The following is a 24373-nucleotide window of genomic DNA, read 5'->3' as shown; positions in this document are numbered from 1 at the left end:
GTAGTCTTCGCGGTCTTCCGGGGTCCCGTGGGCTTTCGGGGCCTCGCGGCCTTCGTGGGCTGCGCGGTCTTCCGGGGTCTCGCGCGGCGGGAGGCTCTCGCGAGAGGGGTTCCCGCCGGGGACGGCTGGGCAGGCGGATCGCCATCGGGCTGGTGGCGCTGGCCGCCTTCTTCGCGCTGCCGCTGGCGTTCCCCGGCGACACGACCACGGCCGTCGCCGCGGCTCCCTGCGACATGTCGCCCGACCTGTCCCCGGACATGGTCGCCGGAGGCGTCGACGGCCTGATCCAGCCGCCGCCCCCCGACCCCGCCCAGCCAGGCGCCCCGGCGGCGCAGGCCCCGGCGGTCCAGGGCAACTACGCGACGTACGGCATGAGCGGCCAGTTCTGGCACACCCACCTGCTCGGCTGCGACGACATCGCGGCGGTGATGGGCAACGCGATGGCCAACACGGTCTTCCTGTGGGCGAAGGCGCTGGACCGGCTGACCATCACGACCTACCAGGCGGCGGCCACCGAGGGCCCGCTGGAGTCGATCAAGAACGTCGTCGACGACATGGTGGTCCGGCTGGCCGACGCCATGTACTGGCCGTACCTGCGGCCGCTGGTGATCCTCGGCGCCATCTGGCTGGCCTGGTACGGGCTGATCCGCAAGCGCGCCACCACCACCGCCGAGGGCGTCATCTGGATGGTCCTCGCGGTCACCGTGGCGGTCTGGTTCTTCAGCCGTCCCGGCGACCTCACGGGGCTGGGCAAGGTCGTCACCGACAAGACCGGCGAGGTGGTCAACTCCGCCTTCTCCGGGCTGCCGGGCGCGGGCGGGACCTCCTGCCTGCCCGCCAAGGGCGACACCAACCCGCAGGTCAAGGGCGGCGGGTACGGCCAGAGCGGTGTGCCCGGCGTCGAGCAGAACTCCGACGCCCTCTGGTCCACCCTGGTCTGCAAGCCGTGGCTGATGGGCCAGTTCGGCACGGCCGACCCCAACGCCCCCATCATCAAGATATTCGGCGCCAAACTGCTGGAGATCCAGACGATCGACGCGGCCGAGATGAAGGCCGAGCAGATGCCGGAGGCGAACTCCCACCAGGCACGATACGAGACGGAGATCGCCGACAAGCTGCAGAACACGCCGGTCTTCCCCCTTTTCCAGGGCAAGGACTGGACGAGCCGCCTGGGGGTCGCGATCGGCGCCTTCATGGCCGCGGTGGTCGCGGGGCTGCTGATCTTCCTGGTGGCGGTCTCGCTGCTGGTCCTCAAGGTCGGGTTCCTGCTGCTGCTGATCCTCGCGCCGGTCTTCCTGCTCATCGGCGTCCATCCGGGGTCCGGGCGGATCATCGCGATGCGCTGGGTGGAGATGCTGATCGGCACCCTGCTCAGACAGGCCGTGCTCGCCCTCGTCCTCGGCGTGCTCGTGTACGGCTACGCCCTGATCATCTCCACGGCGATGCCGTGGGGCATGCAGGTCATGTTCATGGCGATCCTGACGATCGCGGTGTTCTTCTACCGGCGGCCGTTCCAGCACCTGTTCTCGTCCATGGACGGGCACACGCTCACCACCCGGATGCTCGGCGACGCGGCGACCGCGCCGACCCTGCAGCGGGCCGCGTCCGTGCTGCCGCCGGTCGCGGCGGCCAGGGCGGGCCGGTGGGGCATGCGCAAGGCCGAGCCGATGCTGCAGGCGGCCGCGATGGCCGGCGGAGCCTCCGTCGGCGCCGCCGCGGCGGCGGTCGCCCAGGGCAAGGTCCGCGGCGAGGACGGCGGTGCCACACCGGCCACGCCGTCGGGCAGCCGGGTCCCGGTCGGCGCGCAACCGGCGCCCCTCGACACCGACTCCCAGGCGACCGGGCGGCGCAGGGGCACCGGCAGGCCGGTCACCGCGGCCCGCCCCGGCGCGGCGCCCCCGCTCAACCTCTCCGGAGCCGGTACGGGAGGCGGCGCGCCCCCGACCAGGTCCGGAGGCTCCTCCGGGCGCGGCTCGGCAGGTTCCGGCTCAGGCGGCTCAGGTGGTTCGGGCGGCTGGTTCGGTGGCCGGTCCGGCGGCTGGGCCCCGCAGGGAGGCTCGGGCGGCCGGTCCTCCTCGGGCGGCGGGTCCTCCTCGGCGGGCAGGTCGTCCGGCACCCCCTCGGTCAGGCCCTCGGCGCCCTCGCCGGGCAGGTCCTCGGGCTCCTCGGGTGGTGGCGGTCGCTCGGGCAGCGGCATCTTCGGCGGCGGGTCCTCCCGGGGCTCCTCGGGCTCCGGCTCCTCGCGGGGCGGCTCCGGCTCGGGATCGCGTGACGGCGGGTCCTCCCGGGGCTCCTCGGGTTCCGGCGGCTCCGGTGGTTCCGGCGGGAGCATCTTCGGCGGTGGCTCCTCGCGGAGTTCCGGTGGTTCGCGAAACCGCGACTCCGGAGGCAGGTCGTCCGAGGCGCCCCCGCTCTGGATCACCCGGCGGGTGGAGCGCGGCGGGGAGGCCGGTGAGCCGCCGCCGTTCTGGCTGCGCCCGTCCAACCGCGGCAAGGACTGACGATGGTCGAGGCAGGCAGCCGGCGGGGGGTCGTCTTCGCGGTGCTGGTCGTGATAATCGCCGCGGTCGGCATCTACGTGACCATGTGGTCGGACACCGGCCAGGGGCCGGAGACCCGGGCGGAGCCGGCGGGCGTCACCCGTACCGTGGCGTCAGGGCAGGAGCCGGCCGCCGAGCCGGCGCGCCCGGCGGCGACGGCGAGCAACGCGCCCTTCGACGTCTACACCTACCTGCCGATGACCAAGCAGGAGCTGGCCGCGGCCGCCGACTACGCGCAGCGGTTCACCGCCGAGTACGGCACCTTCAGCTACGACGAGGACCCGGCGGTCTACGGCGACCGCCTCAAGGGGTACGTCACGGCGGAGTTCTCGGGGGCGCTGCTGCGGACCGTCACCTCGCCGGGCACCGTCGAGGCGAACAAGGCCGACGAGGTCGTCTCCGTCGGGTCGGCGCGGGTGAAGGGGATCCGGCAGATCGACAGCGCCTCGGTGGTCTTCGTGGTCGTCGGCACCCAGAACGTCACGGCCAGGAGCGGGGTGAACGAGAGGACCGCGGAGTACGCCGTCACGCTCATCCAGGTCGGCGCCGAATGGCGAGTCCACGATCTCCAGCCCGCCGACTCCGGCCAGGAGGGGGACGACCAGCCCTTCGAGACCGGCGCGACCGGATGACCGGCGGAACCGCGTACGGGCGTGGCGGGACGGGCGGCGAGGGCGCATGAGGAACAACAAGCACCTCCGGCTCGCGCTGATCCTCGGAGTCGCCGCACTCTGCCTGATCACGCTGATCATGGCGCCGATGATGATGATCAGCGGTTTCCCGTCCTTCCCGTCGATCACCGGGGAGGCGCAGCCCGACTGCGGAGAGGACACGCAGGCGGCGGAGGACCAGTCGGAGACCGCGACGTCCGACATCCCCGAGGAGTATCTGAAGTTGTACCGCGAGCACGGCCGGAAGGTCGGCGTGCAGTGGAACGTGCTCGCCGGGGTCGGCAAGCGCGAGACCAACCACGGCCGTTCCACGCTGCCCGGCGTGCGGAGCGGCACCAACTACGCGGGCGCCGCCGGGCCGATGCAGTTTCTCATCAGCACGTGGGGCGGCAAGGCCAAGATCAAGATCCCGTCCAAGTTCAACGGCTACGCCTCCGACGGCGACGGAGACGGCTGGGCCGACGTGTACAACCCGGCGGACGCCATCCTAGGCGCGGCGAAGATGCTGAAGCGGAACGGCGCGCCGGAGGACGTGCGGCGTTCGCTGTTCGTCTACAACCGTGCCTGGTGGTACGTCGACCAGGTCATGGAGATCGCCGGGAAGTACGCCAAGGACGGCGAGGTCACCACCCCGCCCGAGGCGGACGACAGCTGTGACGAGCCCATGCTGGAGGCGGCGCCGACGAGCACGGTGGCCGCGATCCTCGAGTACGCGCTGGCCCAGCGCGGCAAGCCCTACATCTGGGGAGGCACGGGCCCCGCCGGTTACGACTGCTCGGGGATCATCTACATGGCCTACCGGAGCGTCGGCCTGACGATCCCGCGCACCACGTTCGGCCAGTGGCCGTTCGGCGTAGAGGTTCCCGAGGGGGAGGAGCAGGCGGGGGACCTCGTCTTCTTCAACTCCGGGCCAGGAACCGGCCCAGACCGTCCCGGGCACGTGGGAATGGTGGTGTCCCCGGGCAAGATGGTCGAGGCGAGATGCCGGTTGTGCGGGCCGATCAAAGTCACCACCTACCGGGAGCGCACCGGGATCGTGGGTTTCACCCGGCCGCTGCAACATCCCCAGATCCTCGCGCAGCTCAAGGCGCGGGAGCAGGGCTGACAGAATCGGGAGCCATGGAAAAGGTCGTTGTGGGCGCAGCCATCGTCGACGGTGACGGGAAACTGCTCGCCGCCCAGCGTGCCGACCCTCCCGAACTGGCCGGAGGGTGGGAGCTTCCCGGGGGGAAGGTCGATCCCGGTGAGGACGAGCACACGGCACTGGTGAGGGAGTGCCAGGAGGAGCTCGGCGTGCTGATCGAGGTGGGCGAGCGGGTCGGCGGCGACTGGGCGCTCGCCGGCGGCTATGTCCTGCGGGTCTGGCTCGCGGTGGTCGCCGAGGGCAAACTCGAGGCGAGGGAGCATCTGGACCTGCGCTGGCTGGGCGCCGACGAGCTTTACGACGTCGCGTGGCTGCCCGCGGACCTTCCAATCGTCCGGGCGGTACAAGGTCGTCTCAACGATGGGCAAGGTCGGTTCAATAAGGATTGATCGACTCCGCAACGTGACATAACTGCTACTGGACGTGGCGATGTCGCGTGTCCGTACCCGGGGAACGGAGATATGCGGTGACCGTATGGTGGCGTGGAGCTGGGTTGGTGTCCGCTGTCGGGGCGGGGGTGCTCGTCCTCGGAGCCTCGGGGGTGTACGCCGTCCAGATGGCCGATCCGGCCGCGCCGCCGCTCGACCTGGCGGCCGCCGCCGACTCCGGTACGTGGGCGCCGGGAAGCCGCGCCGACCGGGTGATCCGCTTCCGCATCCGCCTGCAGGGGCCGGGCGCCGACACGCGGCTGGCGGTCCTGACGACCCCCGCCGAGGCGCTCGCGGGTATCGAGTGCCCTGAGGAGACCAGGTCCTCGGCGCCCGTACCCAAGGGGGCGGGGGTGTGCGTGATCGGCGCCCTGCCCGCCAGGGGCGGCTCCGTCGACGTGCTGCTCGCCGTGCCGGAGCGCCCGAGGGACGTCACGGTGACCGCCCTGGCCCGGATGAGCGGGCCCGACGGCAAGACGGTGAGGCAGCAGGCCCAGAGCACGATCAAGAGCTCGGACGCGGCGATGCGGCCGGGCGGGGATGTCGTCGGGGGGCCGGAGACGCTGGAGCACGCCCGCGCCGCGCGGGAGGACCGGTCCGCGGAAGCACGCGGTGTCGGGGCGCCAGGTGCCGCCAGCATGGTCCTCAGGGTTCCCCAGGGGGCCGACGAGGCAGGGGGTGCTCCCTTGGTCGCCCCGGGCACCCCGGAGGCCGTGGAGGCCGCGGAGGCGCAGAGGGCCGAGAGGCGCACGTCGGCGTTCCTGCTCGATCTTCTCGGAAAGGCGTTCGTCCCGCCGCCCGCGGGGCCGGGCGCCGTGGGCACGGAGGCGAACGGCGCCGCCGCGCTTCCGGGCCCGGCGGTTTCCGCGCTTCCCGCCAGGCCGGGCGCGCTGCCGAGGGGCGGTGCGCCGGTGAGCCCGCAGGCGGGTGCGCTTCCCGGACAGGCGGGCGCGCTCGCCGGGGAGGCACGTGCGCTTCCCGGGGAGGCGGGGGCGACGGGAGGCCCCGCGGACTCGCACGAGACGCGGATCACCGCGCCGGGCGGGCGTCAGGAGGCCGGGTCGCCCGCGGCCGCTCCGGCGGCTCCCGTCCGGGTGCCGGGCGCGGCTCCGGCCCCCGCCCCTGCTCGGGTGCCGGGCGCGGCCGCCGCTCCCGGTCGTCCCGCGGGCCCGGTCGCCCCCGGTCTTCCGCCGGAGGGGGTACGGCTCCCAGGGGGGACGCGGCTTCCGGACGGCGCCGCGGTCCCGGGCGTCGCGCCCGAGGCCGGTGCCGGCGTGCCAGGTCAGGGGCAGGTCGCCGTACCGCCGGCGGGAATGTCCGGGGCCCCCGCGCTTCAGGGACAGAACGGTAGGAACCATTCGGCCGTGGACTCCCAGGCGGGTCGCAAGGCGGCCGGGCGGAAGGCGCGCGGACAACGGCACGCGGCCGGACGGCCCGGTGCGCGCGGTCAGGGAGCGGGCCGGTCCGCTCTCCGGCACGCGGGTCCCGGCCTGCCGACGAACGGCTTGCCGACGAACGGCCAGCCGATGACCGGCCTGCCAGGGATGCCGCAAACGGGTCCGGGCGTACCGAACCTCCAGGCGCTGGGTCCCGCCTACCCGGGAGGCGGGCAGAAGATCGCCGGTCGTCCCGGAGCACGACGGCCGGTGGTCGGCCCGATGGTTCCCGGTTATCCGGGGGCCGGCAGGCAGCCCGCCATGCCAGGACAGGGCGCCGGACAGGGCATGGGCCAGCCGATGATGCCCGGCTATCCGGGGATCGGGCAGCCGGGAATGCCGCCGGGCACAGGACAGCCCGGTGTGCCGCCGCAGGGAGCGGGCGGACCGATGGGCGGGCCCATGCCTCCCGGCCAACCGGGAGCGGGCATGGGGCCGGGCGGAGGGCAGATGCCGGGTGCGCAGCCCGGCGGGCCGCAGATGCCGGGCGCGCAGCCGGGCGGAGCGCAGGTGCCGGGCGCGCAGGGGGCCATGATGCCGCCGGTCTCGATGGGGATGGCGGGAGCGGGCCAGATGCCCGGCCTCGCGAACGGCCTCCAGTTGCCGCAGGCGGGAGCCTTCCCCGCCGCGCAGGTGCCCCCGCAGGACCAGCGCCCGCAGGGCGCGCCCCTCCCGCAGGACCTCGACGGCCCGAGCGGCCAGGTCCAGCCGGTCGCCGAGTCGAGCCCGCTGCTGACAGGGGTCACGGGTCTCCCGGCGGTGGGGGCGGGGGTGGGGACGCTGCTCGGTCTCCTGTGGCTGCAGCGGAGGATCCAGCGCCGTCGCCGGTCACGACACGTTTTGTAAAACGCGGTTTACTGTTACTTTTGCCCAACTAGTATTTCTTTGACGTGTTCATGGTTGATTGCGCGGAGGGAACCGGTGACGCGAGCACGGCACAGGGCAGCTGTCTCCGCCGTTGTGATGTCCCTGGGACTCAGCGGCGTCGTCCTGCTCGCCCTGGCGCCGCTCACCGGCTCCTCCGCGGCCGGCGCGACCGTCAGGGTGATGGGCGTCAACCCCTCGCAGGTCGAGGGATGTGACGTCGACCCGGCGGGCCCCTGCGAGGAGCCCACGCCGATCGTCACCGTCACGGTCACCGAGGACCCCCAGGGCGGCTCCGGGGAGACGGCCGTGCCGCAGAAGACCGTGACCACGACGATCACCGTCCCGGCGTCGCCGAAGCCCAAGCCTCCCAAGACGTCCGCGCCCGCGCCTCCGCCCGCGCAGGAGACGGCGGCCGTGCAGCCGCCGCCGGTCCAGAACCCCCAGCCTCCGGTGACCCCGCCCGCCGACACCGGGACGCCGGAGAACAACGAGCCCCAGTTCCCGGCGACCACTCCCGAACAGAGCAACCCGCTTCCCACGGCCCCGTCCACGCCGTCCGACACCGCGACGCTCGACGAGAGCGCCTCCGGTTCCTCCGTGTACGAGATCCGCAACGCGGGTTCCGAGTTCGACGGGGCCACGCTGAGCCGCCAGCTCGGCATCCCGGCGCTGATCCTGGTGCTGCTGGTGCTGTTCGCCGTCCTGATCTTCGAGGGCAGGCTGCGCCGCCTGGCGCACGCCGCGGCCATCCGCCGGGCCGGTCCGCGCGGGATGGGCCGCGATCCGATGGACCCGATGGCCTACCCCGGCGGCCCCGGCTACGCTCCCGGCCCCTACCAGGGCGGTACGGCCTACGCGCCGATCATCAGCTTCGTCCCCATGCAGATGTACGCCCCGGTCTACCCGGAGGGCTACACCCCCGAGCAGTATCCCCACGGGTACGACCAGACGACGGCGTACCTGCCCGCGCCCGGCTACGAGCAGCAGCCGGTCGTCGGCCACGGTGACCCGTACGACCCGCGCGCCGGCAACGTGCAGCCGGGGCAGACCGGGCAGGTTGGGCAGGTTGGGCGGCCCGTGCAGGAGCCCTACGGCCCGACGATCCAGGACGGCCCGCCGGCCGCCTTCCAGAGCGCCCCGCGCCTCGGCCCCGACTCCGGCGAGGTGGGCCTTCCCCAGGGGGCTCCGGAGTTCCCCGGGGCGCCGTTCCCGCAGGAGCCCGCCCGGGGCGATCTGGGGATCGGCGGCCCGCGAGACGACTTCCGGTCGTTCGGTCCCACCGCCCCCGGTCCCGTCCCCGACGGCGCCTCCGGTCAGGGTCCCTCTCCGGATCGGCCCCTCCACGGCGGCCCCCAGGACGGCTCCGCGCCGTTCGGGCAGGAACCGCGGGGTGACCGGAGCGGGGAGCGTCCCGCGGCGGAGGAAAGGCCGTTCGGGCCCGAGCCGCAGGGCGGTCCCGCCCAGGGCCCCGGCGAGACGGGCTCCGGCGACCGGCCTCCCGTCGAGCCCACCCCGACGGCGGTCTATCCGCTCCCCGGCCAGGACACCGGCAAGAAGAAGCGCGGCCTCTTCCGCCGTTCCACCTGACCCCGAACGGCCTCGAAGGGCCCTGACCGTCCTCGCGCGATCTCCCCGGCCAGGACCGGCCCGGTCGCGGGCGGAGCGGGAGGCGGCGTGGTCGGCGTGAGGACACCGACGTCGTACGAGAACGTCGTCGCGGTCGCGGTCGCGGTCGCGGTCGCGGTCGCGGTCACGGTCACGGTCACGGTCGCCGTGCCGGACCGGTCCGCGAGGTCACCGGTTCCCGAAGGGGGCCGGGGCGAGGAAGACGGCCTGGGAGGCGCCTGAAACCCCGGGTCTCCGGGGCCGAGGGGCCGCTGTGCCGAATACCGGGATCAGATCCGTAACACGGACAGGGGAGCCGTGCAGAGGGCCTGCTCGGCGCCGTACTCCTCGAACGTGCCGATGGGGCGGAAGCCGAGGCGGGCGGCGAGTTTCATGGATCGCTCGTTCGCGGTCTGGGTCACGAGCAGGACCGGCTGGTCGGGGAGCTCGTCGGTCGCGGCGCGCAACGCGGCCGTCGCGGCCTCGAACGCGAACCCCGCGCCCCACGCGCCGCGCCGCAGCACATAGCCCAGCTCCAGCTCTCCGCCGTCCTCGGTGACATGCCCGGGGCGGTCGGCCGACCGGTGGGCGAGCATCAGTGTCCCGACAAGCCGGTTCGTCGTGTTGTCCGCGATGACATAGTTGCCGGACCTGGACGTCCCGTCGGCGATCGCCGCGTCGAAGCGCCGCTCGACGTCACTCCGAGGCTGGGGACCACCGATGTAGGCCTGAACCTCGGGATCGGTGTGGAGTTCGACGAATCCTTCACGGTCGGCGTCGTGCAACGCTCCGCGAAGCAGGAGGCGTTCCGAAGGGATCTCCGTGGCAGACAACATCCGCGATCGGCTCATAGGCCCAGGAGCATAGAACACGGGATCCTGTCCGGGCCTGTCGCGCCCGCCCGCGCCCGTGGCGTCGACGCGCACCTGGCCGGTCTCCGGGACGTCGCCACCGGCTCGCGTCGCGTGCACCGGCCGGCTGGGCACGGACCCCTCGACGATCCACCGGTGCGGCGACGGCCGGCCTGCTCGCCTTACGTGCCTTACGTGGTCTGACGATCTTCAAGCCGCTGACCGGCCAGTTCGCCCGACAGCCCCGGACGGGCGCGGCGCCGGTGTGATACAGGTGGGCCGGTTCGGGCATGGAGTGCGGGCAAGACTTCTTCCGGAAAGATCGTCTACTCTCCTCGCACCAAAATGGAGAGTCTCCTCTTTGGAGTCTCTCTATTTTAGAGAGAGTGGGAAGAGGGGGTCGCCATGTCGACGGAGCGGGAAAACCGCATGGAAATGATCATGGCCATGGCCGACCAGGGGCGCCTGACGGCCGTGCGGTCGGTGCTGTTCCACGTCGGCGTGGCCGGCCGGGCCGGAATCAACGTGACCGACTTCAACTGCCTGGCCGTCCTCGACAAGGAGGGGCCCCTCACCCCGCACGACCTCGCCGTGCGGATAGGGCTGACGCGCGGCGGCGCCATCACCGCGGTCGTGGACCGCCTGCAGAAGGCGGGGTACGTGCGCCGGGGCCGGGACACCGCCGACCGGCGCCGCGTCCTCGTCGAGCTGGTACGGGAGGGGCCCTACCGTGCGCTGCAGGAGATCCTGGCGGACCTCAACCGGGCCTACGCCGATCTCGTCGAGAGCTACGGCGACGCGGAGCTGGTGATCATCCATGACTTCGCCGTCCGCGCCAACGAGGTCATGCGGAAACAGACGCAGCGGCTGTGGCACGACTGAGAACGGCGGCACGAGGAGACGGCGACCGGCGGGAAGGGCGCTACGAGGAAACGGCGCCTTACGGAAACGACGGCACGCACGAGGGAGCGGCCGACGCGTGCGGGGAAACGGCGACGCGTGCGGGGAAACGGCGACGCGTGCGGGGAAACGGCGACGCGAGGAAACAAAGAGGAAACGCGACGGCGCCGCCCCCGGGAGAGCCCGGGGGCGGCGCCGTCGTGAGAGGTGAGAAGACTCAGGTCTTCGAGCTGGAACGCTTGAAGATCTTGTTGCCCAGCCAGACCAGCGGGTCGTACTTCCGGTCGACGACGCGCTCCTTCATCGGGATCAGCGCGTTGTCGGTGATCTTGATGTGCTCGGGGCAGACCTCGGTGCAGCACTTGGTGATGTTGCAGTAGCCGAGACCGTGCTCCTCCTGGGCGGAGTCCTTGCGGTCGGCCACGTCGTACGGGTGCATGTCCAGCTCGGCGATCCGCATCAGGAAGCGCGGACCGGCGAAGTTGGTCTTGTTCTCCTCGTGGTCACGGATGACGTGACAGACGTTGTTGCACATGAAGCACTCGATGCACTTGCGGAACTCCTGGGACCGCTCGACGTCGATCTGCTGCATGCGGTACTCGCCCGGCTTCACGTCGGCCGGAGGGGTGAAGGACGGGATCTCCCTGGCCTTCTGGTAGTTGAACGACACGTCCGTGACCAGGTCCTTGATCACCGGGAACGTCCGCATGGGCGTCACGGTGATCGTCTCGTCCTCGGTGAAGGTGGACATCCGGGTCATGCACCCGAGCTTCGGCCTGCCGTTGATCTCCATCGAGCACGAGCCGCACTTGCCGGCCTTGCAGTTCCAGCGGACGGCCAGGTCGGGGGCCTGGGTGGCCTGGAGCCGGTGGATGATGTCGAGGACGACCTCGCCCTCGTTCACCTCGACCGTGAAGTCCTCAAGCTTGCCCTCGCCGCCCTCGCCCCGCCAGACGCGGAACTTCGCCTTGTAACTCATGGTTACTCCTTGGCCAGCGCGTCAAAGGCGGCCAGCTCTTCCTCGGTGATGTACTTCTTCAGCTCGTCGCGGTCGAACAGCGTGATGAGGTCGTCCCGCATCGGCGGCTGCACCTGCTCCTCCACCGTGACGCCGGAGCCGTCCGGGTTGAGGGCGCAGAGCAGGATCTTGGTCCGCCACTCGGGGGACATACCGGGGAAGTCGTCGCGGGTGTGACCGCCGCGGCTCTCCTGGCGCAGCAGCGCCGCCTTCGCCACGCACTCCGAGACCAGGAGCATGTTGCGCAGGTCGAGGGCGAGGTGCCAGCCGGGGTTGTAGATGCGGCTGCCGGCCGCGCCGACGCCCTGGGCCCGCTCCTTGAGCTTCTCCACCGCCTCCAGCGCCTCGGAGACCTCCTCGGCCTTGCGGATGATGCCGACCAGCTCGTTCATCGTCCGCTGCAGCTCGTGGTGGACCTCGTACGGGTTCTCGCCCGCGCGCTCCAGCGGGGCCAGCGCCTCCGCGCTCGCCGCGGCCACGACCTCCTCGGAGATCTTCGGCCGGGCCGCCAGGCCGTCCACGTACGAGGCCGCTCCCGCTCCCGCGCGGCGGCCGAACACCAGCAGGTCGGACAGCGAGTTGCCGCCCAGCCGGTTGGAGCCGTGCATGCCGCCGGAGACCTCACCGGCCGCGAACAGGCCGGGCACGCCCGCCGCGCCGGTGTCGGCGTCGACCTCGACGCCGCCCATGATGTAGTGGCAGGTCGGGCCGACCTGCATCGCCTCCTTGGTGATGTCGACGTCGGCCAGCTCCTTGAACTGGTGGTGCATCGACGGCAGCCGCTTGACGATCTCAGCGGCCGGGAGGCGGGTGGAGACGTCCAGGTAGACGCCGCCCTGGGGTGAGCCGCGGCCCGCCTTCACCTCGGAGTTGATGGCCCGCGCGACCTCGTCGCGGGGGAGCAGCTCCGGAGGGCGGCGGTTGTTGGCCTGGTCGGTGTACCAGCGGTCGCCCTCCTCCTCGGTGGTGGCGTACTTGTCCTTGAACACCTCGGGGATGTAGTCGAACATGAAGCGCTTGCCCTCGGAGTTTCTCAGCACCCCGCCGTCGCCGCGGACGGACTCGGTGACGAGGATGCCCCGCACCGAGGGCGGCCAGACCATCCCGGTGGGATGGAACTGGATGAACTCCATGTTGATCAGCTTCGCGCCGGCGAGCAGGGCGAGCGCGTGGCCGTCGCCGGTGTACTCCCACGAGTTGGACGTGACCACGTACGACTTGCCGATGCCGCCGGTGGCCAGCACGATCGCGGGGGCGTCGAACAGGATGAGCTTGCCGTTCTCCCGCCAGTAGCCGAAGGCCCCGGAGATCGCGCCGCTCTCGCCGGGACCCGCCTCCTTGAGCAGGCGGGTGATCGTGCACTCCTGGAAGACCTTGATGTACGCCTCGGCGTCGCCGTGGAGCCTCTCGTCCTCCTGCTGGAGCGCGACCACCCGCTGCTGCAGGGTGCGGATCAGCTCCAGGCCGGTGCGGTCGCCGACGTGGGCCAGCCGCGGGTACTCGTGCCCGCCGAAGTTGCGCTGGCTGATCTTGCCGTCCTTGGTGCGGTCGAACAGCGCGCCCCACGCCTCCAGCTCCCAGACCCGGTCGGGAGCCTCCTTGGCGTGCAGCTCGGCCATCCTCCAGTTGTTGAGGAACTTGCCGCCGCGCATGGTGTCGCGGAAGTGCACCATCCAGTTGTCGTCGCTGTTGACGTTGCCCATGGCGGCGGCCGCGCCGCCCTCGGCCATGACCGTGTGCGCCTTGCCGAACAGCGACTTGCAGACGATCGCCGTCCGCTTGCCCTGCTGGCGGGCCTCGATGGCCGCCCGCAGGCCCGCACCGCCGGCGCCGATGACGACGACGTCGTATTCGTGACGCTCGATTTCCACAGGAGATCCTTATGCGAACGAGAAGGCGATGATGCCCTTGGCGACCAGGCGCACGTACAGGTCGGCGCCCATGACGGAGAACATGGAGATCAGCGCGAGCTGCGAGTGCCTGGCGTTGAGCTTGGAGACGAAGCCCCAGGCCCGGTAGCGGATCGGGTGCTTGGAGAAGTGGTTCAGGCGCCCGGCCGTGATGTGCCGGCAGGAGTGGCACGACAGGGTGTACAGGTTGATCAGGACCGCGTTGACGATCAGGATCCAGGTGCCCAGGCCGGCCGGCTTCTCGATCAGCGCCTTCACCGCGTCGTACGCGAGGACGAGGCCGACGACGATCGCCGCGTAGAAGAAGTAGCGGTGGACGTTCTGCAGGATCAGCGGGAACCGCGACTCACCGGAGTACTTCTTGTGCGGCTCGTTCACCCCGCAGGCCGGGGGCGAGAGCCAGAACCCCCGGTAGTAGGCCTTGCGGTAGTAGTAACACGTGAAGCGGAACCCCGCGGGAAGGCCGAGGATCAGCAGGCCGGGAGGCAGGGTGTACCAGTCGCCGAAGGGGGCGAGGCCGAACAGCCGCGCGTCCGGCGGGCAACTCGTCGCCAGACAGGGCGACGCGAACGGCGCGTGATACGGCGATACGAAGTATTTTGTATCAAAGATCGCCCACGTGGCGTAGACGAGGAATGCCGTGAAGATGATGAAAGTGACCAGTGGATAGCGCCACCACTGGTCGGTTCGCAGAGTGCGCTCCTTGATCTGCGCACGTTGCCTTCTGGCCGGGCTCTCGGCCGTTGTCTGGGTCATCGAGACCTCTCCACCTCCCGCGGACCCCGCTCGCCCAGGGGTCCGGGTTGTTTCAGTTGTGCCGCGCGTCCGGGGCATCGTCGCGCCGGCTCACACGTGCGCGCGCATGTTGGTGGGGGATACGTTACGACGACGTCCAGGGGTTGTGTGTAAGGGGTCTCTCACAATTTCACTGACCCGGTGTGATTCCTGTCACGTTCGGCTGGCAGGAGGCCCTCGCCTGCGCCGTCTCACGGGGTGGACGATCACAGGGAGGTCTCGGGAGGCCGTGGGGGCGGGTGCGGCGATTGGGCAACCCCTGTTTTTCCGCCCCCGCGGGCCGTCAGTAGTGCTGGCTGGAGTTGGGCAGCTTGACGACGGTCACGAAGAAGTCGTCGATCCGCCGGACCACGCTGATGAACTGGTCGAAGTCGACCGGTTTGGAGACGTAGGCGTTGGCGTGCAGGTTGTAGCTGCGCAGGATGTCCTCCTCGGACTCCGACGTGGTCAGCACGACCACCGGGATCCCGCGGAGCTTCTCGTCGGCCTTTATGTCCTGGAGCACCTCCCGGCCGTCCTTGCGGGGCAGGTTGAGGTCGAGCAGGATCAGGTCGGGCCGGGGCACGTCGGCGTAGTCGCCCTCCTTGCGCAGGAAGGCCATGGCCTGCTCGCCGTCGTTGACCACGTGCAGCTTGTTGCGGACCTTGTTGAGCTCGAACGCCTCCCGCGTCAGCAGGACGTCGCCCGGGTCGTCCTCGACCAGGAGCACGTCGATCCAGCGCAGGTCATTCATCAGTTCCTCCAGCGTGAAGACCCCGGCCTTCGGACCGGTGGAAACGCGGCACGGTGCCGCGAGATTCGGCAGCGTACTCGGACTCGGTAGCGTATTCGGCGGCGGTGACGACCAGGTCACCGCATGCGTGATCGGCGGCACCATCGCCGCCGGGCCGGCGGCGAGGCGGAACGCCCGTGGGGCTCGTGCGGGACCTCAAGGGAGTTCTCTCCTGGCGCGAACCGGCGGTGAAGCGGGAACTCTCACGAGCGATCCTGGGAATCCCCTCCCTCCGGGGAGGGGAGGTCCTCGGCCGTGTCTCCAGGGGGAAGGGTCCAGCGGAAGGTCGTGCCCGGCGTGGCGGTCCTCCCGGCGCTCGCGCTGTTCTCGGTCTTCCCGGTGCTCGCGGGGGTTTCACTGTCTCCGGTGGTTTCGCCGTCCCCGTTGTCCACCCAGATGCGGCCACCGTGGTACTCGACGATCTTCTTGCAGAGCGCCAGCCCGATGCCCGTGCCCGCGTAGACGTCCCGCCCGTGCAGGCGCTGGAAGATCAGGAAGATGCGGTCGGTGTACTTGCTGTCGATACCGATGCCGTTGTCGGTGCAGGAGAACTCCCACATCTCCCCGGCGCGCCGCACCCCGATGTGGATCACCGGCGGCTCCTGCGAGTGGAACTTGATCGCGTTGCCGATGAGGTTCTGGAAGAGCTGGGTGAGCTGCGCCCGGTTGCCGTGCACCGCGGGCAGCTCGTCGTGGGTCACCGTCGCCCCGGTGTCCTCGATGGTCGCGCCGAGGTTGTTCAGCGCGGCCCTGAACGGCACGGTGGCGTCGATCCTGCTGCGCTCGCCGCCCATCCTGCCGACCCGGGAGAAGTCGAGCAGGTCGTTGATCAGCATCTGCATGCGCTTGGCGCCGTCGACGGAGAAGGCGATGTACTGCTTGGCGCGCTCGTCGAGCTGGTCGCCGTAGCGCTGGTCCAGCATCTGGGTGAAACTGGCCACCTTGCGCAGCGGCTCCTGCAGGTCGTGGCTGGCCACGTAGGCGAACTGCTCCAGCTCGCCGTTGGAGCGCTTCAGCTCCGCCGTCTGGTCCTCCAGCTTGCGCTGCGTCTCCGAGGAGCGGCGCCACTCGGCGAGGATGCGGCGGCGCATCGCGTCGACGTGGCCCGACAGCTCCGACAGCTCGGCCGGGCGCTCCACCCTGAGCTTGTGGTCGAAATCCCCCTGGGCGACCGCGCGGACCTGCTGGTTCAGCTCGGCGAGCGGGCGGAGCACCGCGTACCGCACGATGAGCACCGCGATGATCCCGGCCACGACCAGCGCCGAGGTCACGCCGATGAGCGCGGCGTAGAGGGCCTGCCAGCCGAGGTCGAACCGGACGACGCCGGCCTCGTGCAGCCGGTTCAGGTGGCTCTGGAGGCCGGTGAGGGACTGGCGGACCTCGGTGAACCGGGTGGCGTTGATGTTGGCGTTCTGCCGGGCGGCGTCGGTCTTCAGGGTCGGTACGGCGGCGATGACCGTCTCCGCGTAGTCGCGCCGCCAGGCCTCTCCCGCCACCCTCAGCCGGGCCACCTCGGCACTGACCGCCTGCCGCTCCGGCATCCGGGGGAGCAGCGCGACGAGCGCGCCCACCGCGGTGTTCTCCGCGGTGATCGCGTTCCGGTAGTCCCGAAGGGAGGCTTCCTCGTTGGTCCTGCCGTACGCCCGCACCGAGCTCTCCTGCGAGGTCATCGCGTTGGAGATCTCCAGGAGGCGCAGCGCCGCCGGGTCGACGACGTCGACCAGGGTCTCCCTCGCCTCCCGCGTCTCCTCGATCGAATTGATCGTGACGACGGCGGAGACCATGAAGACCAGCGCGATGCCCACCCCGGCGAGCGTGAACCAGCGTCCCACCGGAAGGTTCCCGAACCCCTTCGAGGGGGTGAACGCGGGCAGGGGGCGAGGGCTGAGGCCGTGACCCGAACGATCCGAGGGCTCCGGACGGTCGGTCATCGGTTTCCGCTTCGAGAGATGAGCACGGTCGCCAGGTCGTCGCTGAGCGCGTCGCGGTTCAGCTCGATGACGCGTTCGATGAGCCGGTCGAGCTCGATCCCGCCCTGCTCCTGGACGAGCCTGAGCAGGCCCTCGGTGCCGAGCAGGTCGGGCCCGCCGCCCACGGTGGCCTCGATCAGGCCGTCGGTGTAGAGCAGCAGCGACCAGTCGGAGCCGAGCGGGACGTCGATCGCCGACCACTCGACGTCCTGGAAGATCCCCAGCGGGGGGCCGGAGGGGGTGCCGGGCACCACGCCGATCTCGCCGTCGCGGATCAGCAGCGGCGGCGGATGGCCGACCACGTGCATCCGCGCCGTGCTGAGCGTGGGGTCGATCGTGACGATGCACAGGGTGGTGAAGATCTCCGCGGACTTGCGCTCCAGGCGGAGCACCGCCTCCAGGGTGGAGAGCAGCTCGTTGCCGGTGTGCCCGGCCAGGACCAGGGTCCGCCAGGCGATCCTGAGCGCGACGCCCAGCGCGGCCTCGTCGGGGCCGTGCCCGCACACGTCGCCGACCACCACGTGGACGGCGCCGTCGGGGCTCTGCACGGTGTCCCAGAAGTCGCCGGCGAGAAGGGCCCTCCTGCGTCCCGGCAGGTAGCGGGCCTGGTGGTCCAGGACCTCCGAGGCCAGCAGCGGGACCGGCAGGAGCCCGCGTTCGAGGCGGGAGTTCTCCTTGGTGAGCAGCTCGGCCTCGACCAGCCTGCGCTGGGCCAGGTCGGCGCGCTTGCGCTCTATCGAGTAGCGGATCGCCCGCGCCAGCAGGCGGGCCTCCACGTCCTGCTTGACCAGGAAGTCCTGGGCGCCGGCGGCGACGGCCTCCACGCCGACGTGGGTGTCGTTCAGGCCGGTCAGCACGAGCACGGCGGCGTGCGGCGCCATCGACAGCACCTGCTCCAGCGCCTCCAGGCCGGACGCGTCGGGCAGGGAGAGGTCGACGAGCACGCACTGCACGTCCTCGGTGAGGCGCTCCCGGCTCTCGGCCATGCTGCGCACCCAAATGATCTTGGGTGGGTTGTCCGCCTCGCTGAGCAGCTCCTCCACGAGGAAGGCGTCGCCCGCGTCGTCCTCGATGAGGAGAAGCGTGAGCGTTTCATTGGCGGGGGCGGTCACTGACGCCTCTTCGTGAGATCGGGAGAACCTGTCGACGCTACGTAGAATAGTGTGACACCGGGACTTAGAGGGTGTTGATCAGTCACCTTGATCCACGCGGCGGATATCGTGACCCGCCGCACGTCGGGAACGTGCCACGACGCCCGTCGGGCACCTGCCCACCCCTCGGGCGTCCACGGCCACTGCCCGGCCGTGTGGCCCGCAAACTCCCGGCCGTCGTCCTTTCGGGCACCCGGGCCCGCCGCCCGGCCGGATGGCCCGCGCACTCCCGGGCACCCGCGACCGCCGCCCGGCCTTACGGCCGCGCACTCCGGCCGTCACGCGCGGCGGGGCCCGCCCCGCGGTGGCGGTTGCGTGGTGGAGGTTTCCGTGACGACGGTTTCCGTGACGGCCTCGCCCGCCGGGGCCGGTTCTCGTCGACCGGCCTTCGTCGATGAGGTCTCGTCGATCGGCTCTCGGTGATCGGTCCTCGTCGGTCAGGTCTTCGGTGATCAGGTCTCGGTGATCAGGTCGAGTCCCTGGGGGAGGCTGCCGTCGCGGGCGGCCTCGGTGAGGAAGAGGAGCAGGGTCGAGCGGAAGGCCTGGGCGGCGCGGGTGGGCTGGACGTCCTTACGATGCGCGATGGCTATCGTGCGGCGCAGCCCGGGGGGCGCCAGCGGCGTCCCGGCCAGTCCCGGGCGGCCGTCCAGCACCATCGAGGGGACCAGCGCGATCCCCAGCCCGGCCTCCACGAAGCGCAGCACGGCGTCCATCTCGCCGCCCTCCACCGCGAACCTGGGCTCGAACCCGGCCTGCCTGCAGGCGCTGAGCGTCGCCTCCCGCAGGTCGTACCCGCGCCGGAACATCACCATCGGCCGCCGCCGCAACTCCTCGATGCGCACGTACGGCCGGTGGGCGTGGTCGGCCGAGGGGGAGGCGACGACGAGGTTCTCCCGCAGGATCTCCTCGGTGACGAGGGCGGGGTCGTCGCTGTGCAGCGGCATGATGATCAGCGCCAGGTCGAGCTGGCCGCGGGCGAGGGTGCGGACCAGGTCGCGGGAGCCGCCCTCCTCCACGAACAGCTCGATGCCGGGGTAGGCGTGGTGGAACCTGGCCAGCGCGTCGGCGAGCAGCCCGGCGCAGAGCGAGGGGGTCGCGCCCAGCCTGACCCGGCCCCGGCGCAGGCCCGCGAGCTCGCCGACCTCGCTCCTGGCGGTCTCGGCGTCGGCCAGCATCCTGCGGGCCAGCGGCAGCAGCGCCTCACCCGCCGGGGTCAGCGTGACGTTCCCCCGGGCGCGGCTGAACAGCGGCGCGCCGAGCTCGGCCTCCAGGGCCTTGATCTGCTTGCTCAGCGAGGGCTGGGCGACGCGCATCCCCTCGGCGGCCTGGGTGAAGTGCCGGGCCTCGGCGACCGCCACGAAGTAGGCGAGTTGCTGGAGCTGCACGTTTCCCTAGCGTAGGGGCTCCTCGGCGTACGGCTCCCCGGTACGCGCGTCACCGGGGGCGCGGGTCGCCGGGCAGGCGACGTCCCGGACGCGGGACGTGTAGCGCACGGGTCCTCCGGGCTCGGATCCGGGACCGGCGACGGTGTGCGAGACGATGTGAGGCTGTCCTCAGCACGTTGTGAGATTGCTCGCACCGGGCCGGCAGCCACGGTCCTGGAAGCCGCAGGAGCGCAGAGTCAATAGCCGCAGGCTATGGAAACCACATCCACGATGACTTGGACGCCGATAAATCCTCCTACCTAGCGTGACAAACGTGACTGCCACGATTGAGCGCGGATCCGCCACCGCGTCGGTGAAACCCCCGGCGGACGCCCCAGCGAAGCCGGCAAGGCCCAGGCGGCGGGGCGGCTTCCTGAGCTCCTCCAACGGCAAGAAGGCCGTGATGGCCGTCACGGGTGCCGTGATGGTGCTCTTTCTTGTCGGCCACATGGCCGGAAACCTCAAGAGCTTCTTCGGCGCGGAGTCCTTCAACTCCTACGCGGCCTTCCTGCGGACCATGGGCGAGCCGATCCTCCCGCACCGCACCCTGCTGACCATCGTCGAGATCGGACTGGTCGTCGCGGTCGGGCTGCACATGTGGTCGGCGATCTCCCTGGCCCGGCGGGCGCGCAAGGCCCGTCCGGTCAGGTACGCGGCCAGGCGCAAGTCCCGGGCGAACGGCTACGCGGTCCACACCATGCGCTACGGCGGCGTCGTCATCGTGCTGTTCGTGGTCTACCACCTGCTGGACCTGACGTTCGGCGTGGCCAACCCGGCGGGTGGCGGCTCCACACCGTACGAGCGCCTGGTCGAGGGCTTCGCGCCGTCGCGCTGGTGGGTCACCCTGTTCTACGTGCTCGCGGTCGTCATGGTCGGCCTGCACCTGCGCCACGGCCTGTGGAGCGCCTTCCAGACGCTCGGCCTGGCGGGCCGCCGCAGCTACCGCTCGCTGAGGGCCGCCGCCACGGGCCTGTCGGCGCTGCTGGTCGTCGGCTTCCTCGCCGTCCCGGTCGCGGTCGTCCTCGGAGTGATCAAGTGAACGGGGCCCGGGTGAGCGGGGCCCGGCGCGGCGAGCACGGCGGCGTACGAGGAGCGGGTCTCACGCGTGGCGTACGAGGAGCGGATCTTCCGCGTGGTGAACGAGGAGCGGTGAGCGGGTCATGACCACGAGATACACAGAGGGCGAGCCCATCCGCGACACCAAGGCTCCCGACGGCCCGATCGAGGATCGCTGGGAGAAGCGCAAGTTCGGCGCCAAGCTGGTCAACCCGGCCAACAAGCGCAAGCTCAACGTCATCGTCGTGGGCACCGGGCTGGCGGGCGGCTCGGCCGCCGCGACCCTCGGCGAGCTGGGCTACAACGTCAAGTCCTTCTGCTACCAGGACACGCCCCGGCGCGCGCACTCCATCGCGGCCCAGGGCGGCATCAACGCGGCCAAGAACTACCGGGGCGACGGCGACTCGATCTACCGGCTGTTCTACGACACGGTCAAGGGCGGTGACTTCCGCGCCCGCGAGTCCAACGTCTACCGGCTCGCCCAGGTCAGCGTGAACATCATCGACCAGGCCGTGGCCCAGGGCGTGCCGTTCGCCCGCGAGTACGGCGGCCTGCTCGACACCCGCTCCTTCGGCGGCGCGCAGGTCTCCCGTACCTTCTACGCCAGGGGCCAGACGGGCCAGCAGCTGCTGCTCGGCGCGTACCAGGCGCTGGAGCGGCAGATCGCGGCCGGGACCGTCGAGATGCACACCCGCCACGAGATGCTCGACCTGATCGTCTCCGACGGCCGGGCGCGCGGCGTCATCGTCCGCGACATGGTCACCGGCGAGATCGAGCGGCACCTGGCCGACGCGGTCGTGCTGGCCAGCGGCGGGTACGGCAACGTGTTCTTCCTTTCGACCAACGCCAAGGGCTGCAACACCACGGCGATCTGGCGGGCGCACCGGCGCGGCGCGATGTTCGCCAACCCCTGCTACACCCAGATCCACCCGACCTGCATCCCGGTCAGCGGCGACTACCAGTCGAAGCTGACCCTGATGTCGGAGTCGCTGCGCAACGACGGCCGCGTGTGGGTGCCGCTGGAGCGGGGCGACGCCCGCCCGGCCTCGGAGATCCCCGAGGAGGAGCGCGACTACTACCTGGAGCGCATCTATCCGGCGTTCGGCAACCTGGTCCCGCGTGACATCGCCTCCCGCGCCGCCAAGAACGTCTGCGACGAGGGCCGAGGCGTCGGCCCCGGCGGGCTGGGCGTCTACCTCGACTTCGCCGACGCGATCCGCCGTCTGGGCCGCGACGCGGTGGAGAAGAAGTACGGCAACCTCTTCGAGATGTACGAGCGCATCACCGGCGAGGACCCCTACGCCCAGCCGATGCGCATCTACCCGGCCGTCCACTACACGATGGGCGGCCTGTGGGTGGACTACGACCTGCAGTCCACGATCCCCGGCCTGTTCGTGATCGGCGAGGCCAACTTCTCCGACCACGGCGCCAACCGTCTCGGCGCGTCCGCGCTGATGCAGGGCCTGGCCGACGGCTACTTCGTGCTGCCGACCACGATCGGCGACTACCTCGCGAACGGCCCGTACGGCGAGGTCGACGAGGAGGCCGTGGCCGAGGCCGAGGTCGCGGTGCGCGAGAAGATCGCCAGGTTGCTGTCGAACGACGGGGACCGCACCGCCGACTCCTACCACCGCGAGCTGGGCAAGCTCATGTGGGACTACTGCGGCATGGAGCGCACCGAGGAGTCGCTGCGCAAGGCCCTGGAGCGGATCCCCGAGCTGCGCGAGGAGTTCTGGCGGAACGTGAAGGTCTCCGGCGAGGCCGGGGAGCTCAACCAGGCTCTGGAGCGGGCCGGGCGGGTGGCCGACTTCTTCGACCTGGCCGAGCTGATGTGCGTCGACGCGCTGCACCGCACCGAGTCGTGCGGCGGCCACTTCCGCGCCGAGTCGCAGGACGCCGACGGCGAGGCCCTGCGCGACGACGAGCACTTCGCCTACGTCGCCGCCTGGGAGTACGGGGAGCAGGGCCCGATCCTGCACAAGGAAGATCTCGACTACGAGTACGTCAAGATGAGCCAGCGGAGCTACAAGTGAATCTCACTCTCAAGGTCTGGCGGCAGCGGGGCCCCGAGGACAAGGGCCGCATGGTCACCTACCGGGTCGAGGACGTGTCACCGGACATGTCCTTCCTGGAGATGCTCGACGTCCTCAACGAGCGGCTCATCCTGGAGGGCGACGACCCGGTCGCCTTCGACCACGACTGCCGCGAGGGCATCTGCGGCATGTGCGGCATGGTCATCAACGGTGTCGCGCACGGCGAGCAGGTGGCGACCACCACCTGCCAGCTGCACATGCGTCACTTCGAGGACAACGCGGTCATCACCATCGAGCCGTGGCGCGCCGCGCCCTTCCCGGTGGTGAAGGACCTGGTCGTGGACCGCTCGGCGTTCGACCGCATCATCCAGGCGGGCGGCTTCGTCTCCGTCCCGGCCGGCTCCGCCCCCGACGCGCACAGCGTCCCGGTGAAGAAGGTCGACGCCGACTCGGCGTTCGACGCGGCCACCTGCATCGGCTGCGGCGCCTGCGTCGCCGCCTGCCCGAACGGCTCCGCCTCCCTCTTCACCGCCGCCAAGATCACTCACCTGGGCCTGCTGCCGCAGGGCCAGCCCGAGCGCGACTCCCGCGCCAAGGCCATGGTCGAGCAGATGGACGCGGAGGGCTTCGGCGGCTGCACCAACACCGGCGAGTGCACGGCGGTCTGTCCCAAGGGCATCCCGCTGGACACCATCGCCCAGATGAACCGCGACTACCTGCGGGCCTCCAAGTAGGTCCCCGGGGGCGGGAGCCGTGGGTTCCGGGGGGCGGGAGCGCCCCACGCCGGGCACGGCTCCCGCCCCACGCCGGGCACGGCTCCGCCTCCCGTCCCGGGTCGCCGGGTTTGTCGTCCGGGGCCGTCGTCCTTCCCGCACCGGGCACCTCGGTGTCGCCGTCGCCGACGTTCACGGCCGGGACGGCCGGCCCAGCTCGGTGACGACCTCCCGGCGCAGGGTCGCGACGTCGAGGCCCGCGTCGGTCAGCACCTTGCTGCCCAGCCCCTCGCCCTCGCGCATGAGGCCGAGGAGGAGGTGGCCGTCGCCGATGTGGTTGTGCTTGAGGTTGATGGCCTCGCGCAGGGACAGCTCCAGGGTCTTCTTCGCCCGGGGGCTGAAGGGGATGTGGAAGCCGCCGAACACGCGGCCCCGCCGGTCGGTGCGGGGTTTGCGGTCCAGGGCGCCGGGCCCGAAGGCCGCCTCGACCTTCTCCCTGATGGCCGAGAGGTCGATGCCGATCGACTCCAGCGCCTCGGCGTCGAGCGCGTCGCCCGGCTTCTGCGGGGTGAGGCGGACGACCGACCGGTAGGCGCCGTCGTGGTCGAGGCCGTGTCGGCGCAGCACCCGCGCCGACAGGCTCTCGGGCTGGTCGAGCAGGCCGAGCAGGATGTGCTCGGTGCCGATGACGTCGTGCCGCAGCCTGCGGGCGTTCTCCTGCGCGAGGGTCACCGCCTGGCGGGCCTCATGGTGGAACCGTTCGAACATCGCTATCTCTCCCGTCTCAACAGACCTCGGCCACCCGCGTACTTCTTGTGCACCGCCTGCCGGGTGACCTCCAGGCAGTGCGCGATCTCCTGCCAGGACCAGCCCTGCTCGCGTGCGTTCTCCACCTGGAGGGCCTCCAGCCGGTCGACCAGCGTCCGCAGTGCCCGTACGGCCCGCAGGCCCACGGCCGGATCGCGGCTACCGGCGTCGGATGCCAGCTGCGCCGTATCACTCATGTCTGTCAATTTAGGTTGACGTGACACGGTTGTCAACCCTGATTGACGGCGACACGCCGGTGAGACCGAAAATGGTTTGCCGGGC

21 protein-coding genes are annotated in these 24373 nt (G+C 71.1%); 11 read left to right on the top strand and 10 right to left on the bottom strand.

Annotation, left to right across the window (positions count from 1 at the left end; translation table 11 throughout):
• Positions 1-152: 152 nt before the first annotated feature.
• From ACFFRH_RS22090 to ACFFRH_RS22060, 7 genes are all read left to right on the top strand, one after another.
• Positions 153-2501, top strand: coding sequence for a type IV secretion system protein (locus ACFFRH_RS22090; RefSeq protein ID WP_386159187.1), 2349 nt, complete (start codon positions 153-155; stop codon positions 2499-2501).
• A gap of 2 nt (positions 2502-2503) precedes the next feature.
• Positions 2504-3172 carry a hypothetical protein gene (locus ACFFRH_RS22085; RefSeq protein WP_344743030.1) on the top strand — a complete coding sequence of 223 codons (669 nt, stop codon included), beginning with the start codon at positions 2504-2506 and terminating at the stop codon, positions 3170-3172.
• A gap of 46 nt (positions 3173-3218) precedes the next feature.
• Positions 3219-4316 carry a C40 family peptidase gene (locus ACFFRH_RS22080; RefSeq protein ID WP_344743029.1) on the top strand — a complete coding sequence of 366 codons (1098 nt, stop codon included), beginning with the start codon at positions 3219-3221 and terminating at the stop codon, positions 4314-4316.
• Between the two features lie 14 nt (positions 4317-4330).
• A complete protein-coding gene (locus tag ACFFRH_RS22075; protein ID WP_344743028.1) occupies positions 4331-4744 on the top strand; it encodes a (deoxy)nucleoside triphosphate pyrophosphohydrolase in 414 nt (137 codons plus the stop codon).
• 107 nt (positions 4745-4851) lie between these two features.
• Positions 4852-7065, top strand: coding sequence for a hypothetical protein (locus ACFFRH_RS22070; RefSeq protein ID WP_386159183.1), 2214 nt, complete (start codon positions 4852-4854; stop codon positions 7063-7065).
• 117 nt (positions 7066-7182) lie between these two features.
• A complete protein-coding gene (locus ACFFRH_RS22065) occupies positions 7183-8673 on the top strand; it encodes a chromosomal replication initiator protein DnaA (protein WP_344743026.1) in 1491 nt (496 codons plus the stop codon).
• An 87-nt stretch (positions 8674-8760) separates the two neighbouring features.
• Positions 8761-8934: a hypothetical protein gene (locus ACFFRH_RS22060; protein ID WP_386159180.1), complete on the top strand. Its 174-nt coding sequence runs from the start codon at positions 8761-8763 to the stop codon at positions 8932-8934.
• Between the two features lie 47 nt (positions 8935-8981).
• On the opposite strand, the gene ACFFRH_RS22055 is transcribed toward ACFFRH_RS22060, so the two are convergent.
• Positions 8982-9527, bottom strand: a complete 546-nt coding sequence (locus ACFFRH_RS22055; RefSeq protein ID WP_344743025.1) for a GNAT family N-acetyltransferase — start codon at positions 9525-9527, stop codon at positions 8982-8984.
• A gap of 444 nt (positions 9528-9971) precedes the next feature.
• Between ACFFRH_RS22055 and ACFFRH_RS22050 the strand changes: the two genes are divergently transcribed.
• A complete protein-coding gene (locus ACFFRH_RS22050) occupies positions 9972-10424 on the top strand; it encodes a MarR family transcriptional regulator (protein WP_344743023.1) in 453 nt (150 codons plus the stop codon).
• Positions 10425-10659: 235 nt separating this feature from the next.
• Here the strand turns inward: ACFFRH_RS22050 and ACFFRH_RS22045 are convergent, their stop codons facing one another.
• The 7 genes from ACFFRH_RS22045 to ACFFRH_RS22015 all read right to left on the bottom strand — a co-directional run bounded on the left by ACFFRH_RS22045 (position 10660) and on the right by ACFFRH_RS22015 (position 19443).
• A complete protein-coding gene (locus tag ACFFRH_RS22045; RefSeq protein WP_344743022.1) occupies positions 10660-11421 on the bottom strand; it encodes a succinate dehydrogenase/fumarate reductase iron-sulfur subunit in 762 nt (253 codons plus the stop codon).
• A 2-nt stretch (positions 11422-11423) separates the two neighbouring features.
• Positions 11424-13331: a fumarate reductase/succinate dehydrogenase flavoprotein subunit gene (locus ACFFRH_RS22040; protein WP_386159176.1), complete on the bottom strand. Its 1908-nt coding sequence runs from the start codon at positions 13329-13331 to the stop codon at positions 11424-11426.
• A 9-nt stretch (positions 13332-13340) separates the two neighbouring features.
• Positions 13341-14126: a succinate dehydrogenase subunit SdhC gene (sdhC, locus tag ACFFRH_RS22035; protein ID WP_344743020.1), complete on the bottom strand. Its 786-nt coding sequence runs from the start codon at positions 14124-14126 to the stop codon at positions 13341-13343.
• A gap of 322 nt (positions 14127-14448) precedes the next feature.
• A complete protein-coding gene (locus ACFFRH_RS22030) occupies positions 14449-14898 on the bottom strand; it encodes a response regulator (protein ID WP_386159173.1) in 450 nt (149 codons plus the stop codon).
• Between the two features lie 242 nt (positions 14899-15140).
• Positions 15141-16769: a sensor histidine kinase gene (locus tag ACFFRH_RS22025; RefSeq protein WP_386159170.1), complete on the bottom strand. Its 1629-nt coding sequence runs from the start codon at positions 16767-16769 to the stop codon at positions 15141-15143.
• 95 nt (positions 16770-16864) lie between these two features.
• Positions 16865-18019, bottom strand: a complete 1155-nt coding sequence (locus ACFFRH_RS22020; protein WP_386159167.1) for a PP2C family protein-serine/threonine phosphatase — start codon at positions 18017-18019, stop codon at positions 16865-16867.
• A 491-nt stretch (positions 18020-18510) separates the two neighbouring features.
• Positions 18511-19443, bottom strand: a complete 933-nt coding sequence (locus tag ACFFRH_RS22015; RefSeq protein WP_344749261.1) for a LysR family transcriptional regulator — start codon at positions 19441-19443, stop codon at positions 18511-18513.
• A 313-nt stretch (positions 19444-19756) separates the two neighbouring features.
• Between ACFFRH_RS22015 and ACFFRH_RS22010 the strand changes: the two genes are divergently transcribed.
• The 3 genes from ACFFRH_RS22010 (at position 19757) to ACFFRH_RS22000 (ending at position 23305) form a co-directional block, all read left to right on the top strand.
• Positions 19757-20521, top strand: coding sequence for a succinate dehydrogenase cytochrome b subunit (locus ACFFRH_RS22010; protein ID WP_344749264.1), 765 nt, complete (start codon positions 19757-19759; stop codon positions 20519-20521).
• 121 nt (positions 20522-20642) lie between these two features.
• The gene (locus ACFFRH_RS22005; protein WP_344749258.1) at positions 20643-22571 is read left to right on the top strand and encodes a fumarate reductase/succinate dehydrogenase flavoprotein subunit; all 1929 of its coding nucleotides are present in this window, start codon (positions 20643-20645) and stop codon (positions 22569-22571) included.
• On the top strand, positions 22568-23305 hold the full coding sequence (locus tag ACFFRH_RS22000) for a succinate dehydrogenase/fumarate reductase iron-sulfur subunit (RefSeq protein WP_344749257.1): 738 nt from the start codon (positions 22568-22570) through the stop codon (positions 23303-23305). Before ACFFRH_RS22005 ends, ACFFRH_RS22000 begins: the two co-directional genes overlap by 4 nt.
• A 171-nt stretch (positions 23306-23476) precedes the next feature.
• On the opposite strand, the gene ACFFRH_RS21995 is transcribed toward ACFFRH_RS22000, so the two are convergent.
• On the bottom strand, positions 23477-24052 hold the full coding sequence (locus ACFFRH_RS21995) for a Clp protease N-terminal domain-containing protein (protein ID WP_344749256.1): 576 nt from the start codon (positions 24050-24052) through the stop codon (positions 23477-23479).
• Between the two features lie 2 nt (positions 24053-24054).
• Complete coding sequence (locus ACFFRH_RS21990) at positions 24055-24288, bottom strand: RNA polymerase subunit sigma-70 (RefSeq protein WP_329085846.1); 234 nt, start codon at positions 24286-24288, stop codon at positions 24055-24057.
• Between the last annotated feature and the right edge of the window lie 85 nt (positions 24289-24373).

Source organism: Streptosporangium vulgare (assembly GCF_042428775.1).
GTDB lineage: Bacteria > Actinomycetota > Actinomycetes > Streptosporangiales > Streptosporangiaceae > Streptosporangium > Streptosporangium vulgare.
Note: the sequence above shows the minus strand (reverse complement) of the source record. Positions and strands in the feature narration are given on the sequence as shown.

Coding starts and splice junctions, on each gene's coding strand:
- ACFFRH_RS22085 (WP_344743030.1), top strand. CDS start 2,504: ATGGTCGAGGCAGGCAGCCGGCGGGGGGTCGTCTTCGCGGTGCTGGTC.
- ACFFRH_RS22080 (WP_344743029.1), top strand. CDS start 3,219: ATGAGGAACAACAAGCACCTCCGGCTCGCGCTGATCCTCGGAGTCGCC.
- ACFFRH_RS22075 (WP_344743028.1), top strand. CDS start 4,331: ATGGAAAAGGTCGTTGTGGGCGCAGCCATCGTCGACGGTGACGGGAAA.
- ACFFRH_RS22065 (WP_344743026.1), top strand. CDS start 7,183: ATGTCCCTGGGACTCAGCGGCGTCGTCCTGCTCGCCCTGGCGCCGCTC.
- ACFFRH_RS22055 (WP_344743025.1), bottom strand. CDS start 9,527: ATGTTGTCTGCCACGGAGATCCCTTCGGAACGCCTCCTGCTTCGCGGA.
- ACFFRH_RS22050 (WP_344743023.1), top strand. CDS start 9,972: ATGGAAATGATCATGGCCATGGCCGACCAGGGGCGCCTGACGGCCGTG.
- ACFFRH_RS22045 (WP_344743022.1), bottom strand. CDS start 11,421: ATGAGTTACAAGGCGAAGTTCCGCGTCTGGCGGGGCGAGGGCGGCGAG.
- sdhC (WP_344743020.1), bottom strand. CDS start 14,126: ATGACCCAGACAACGGCCGAGAGCCCGGCCAGAAGGCAACGTGCGCAG.
- ACFFRH_RS22030 (WP_386159173.1), bottom strand. CDS start 14,898: ATGAATGACCTGCGCTGGATCGACGTGCTCCTGGTCGAGGACGACCCG.
- ACFFRH_RS22005 (WP_344749258.1), top strand. CDS start 20,643: ATGACCACGAGATACACAGAGGGCGAGCCCATCCGCGACACCAAGGCT.
- ACFFRH_RS21995 (WP_344749256.1), bottom strand. CDS start 24,052: ATGTTCGAACGGTTCCACCATGAGGCCCGCCAGGCGGTGACCCTCGCG.
- ACFFRH_RS21990 (WP_329085846.1), bottom strand. CDS start 24,288: ATGAGTGATACGGCGCAGCTGGCATCCGACGCCGGTAGCCGCGATCCG.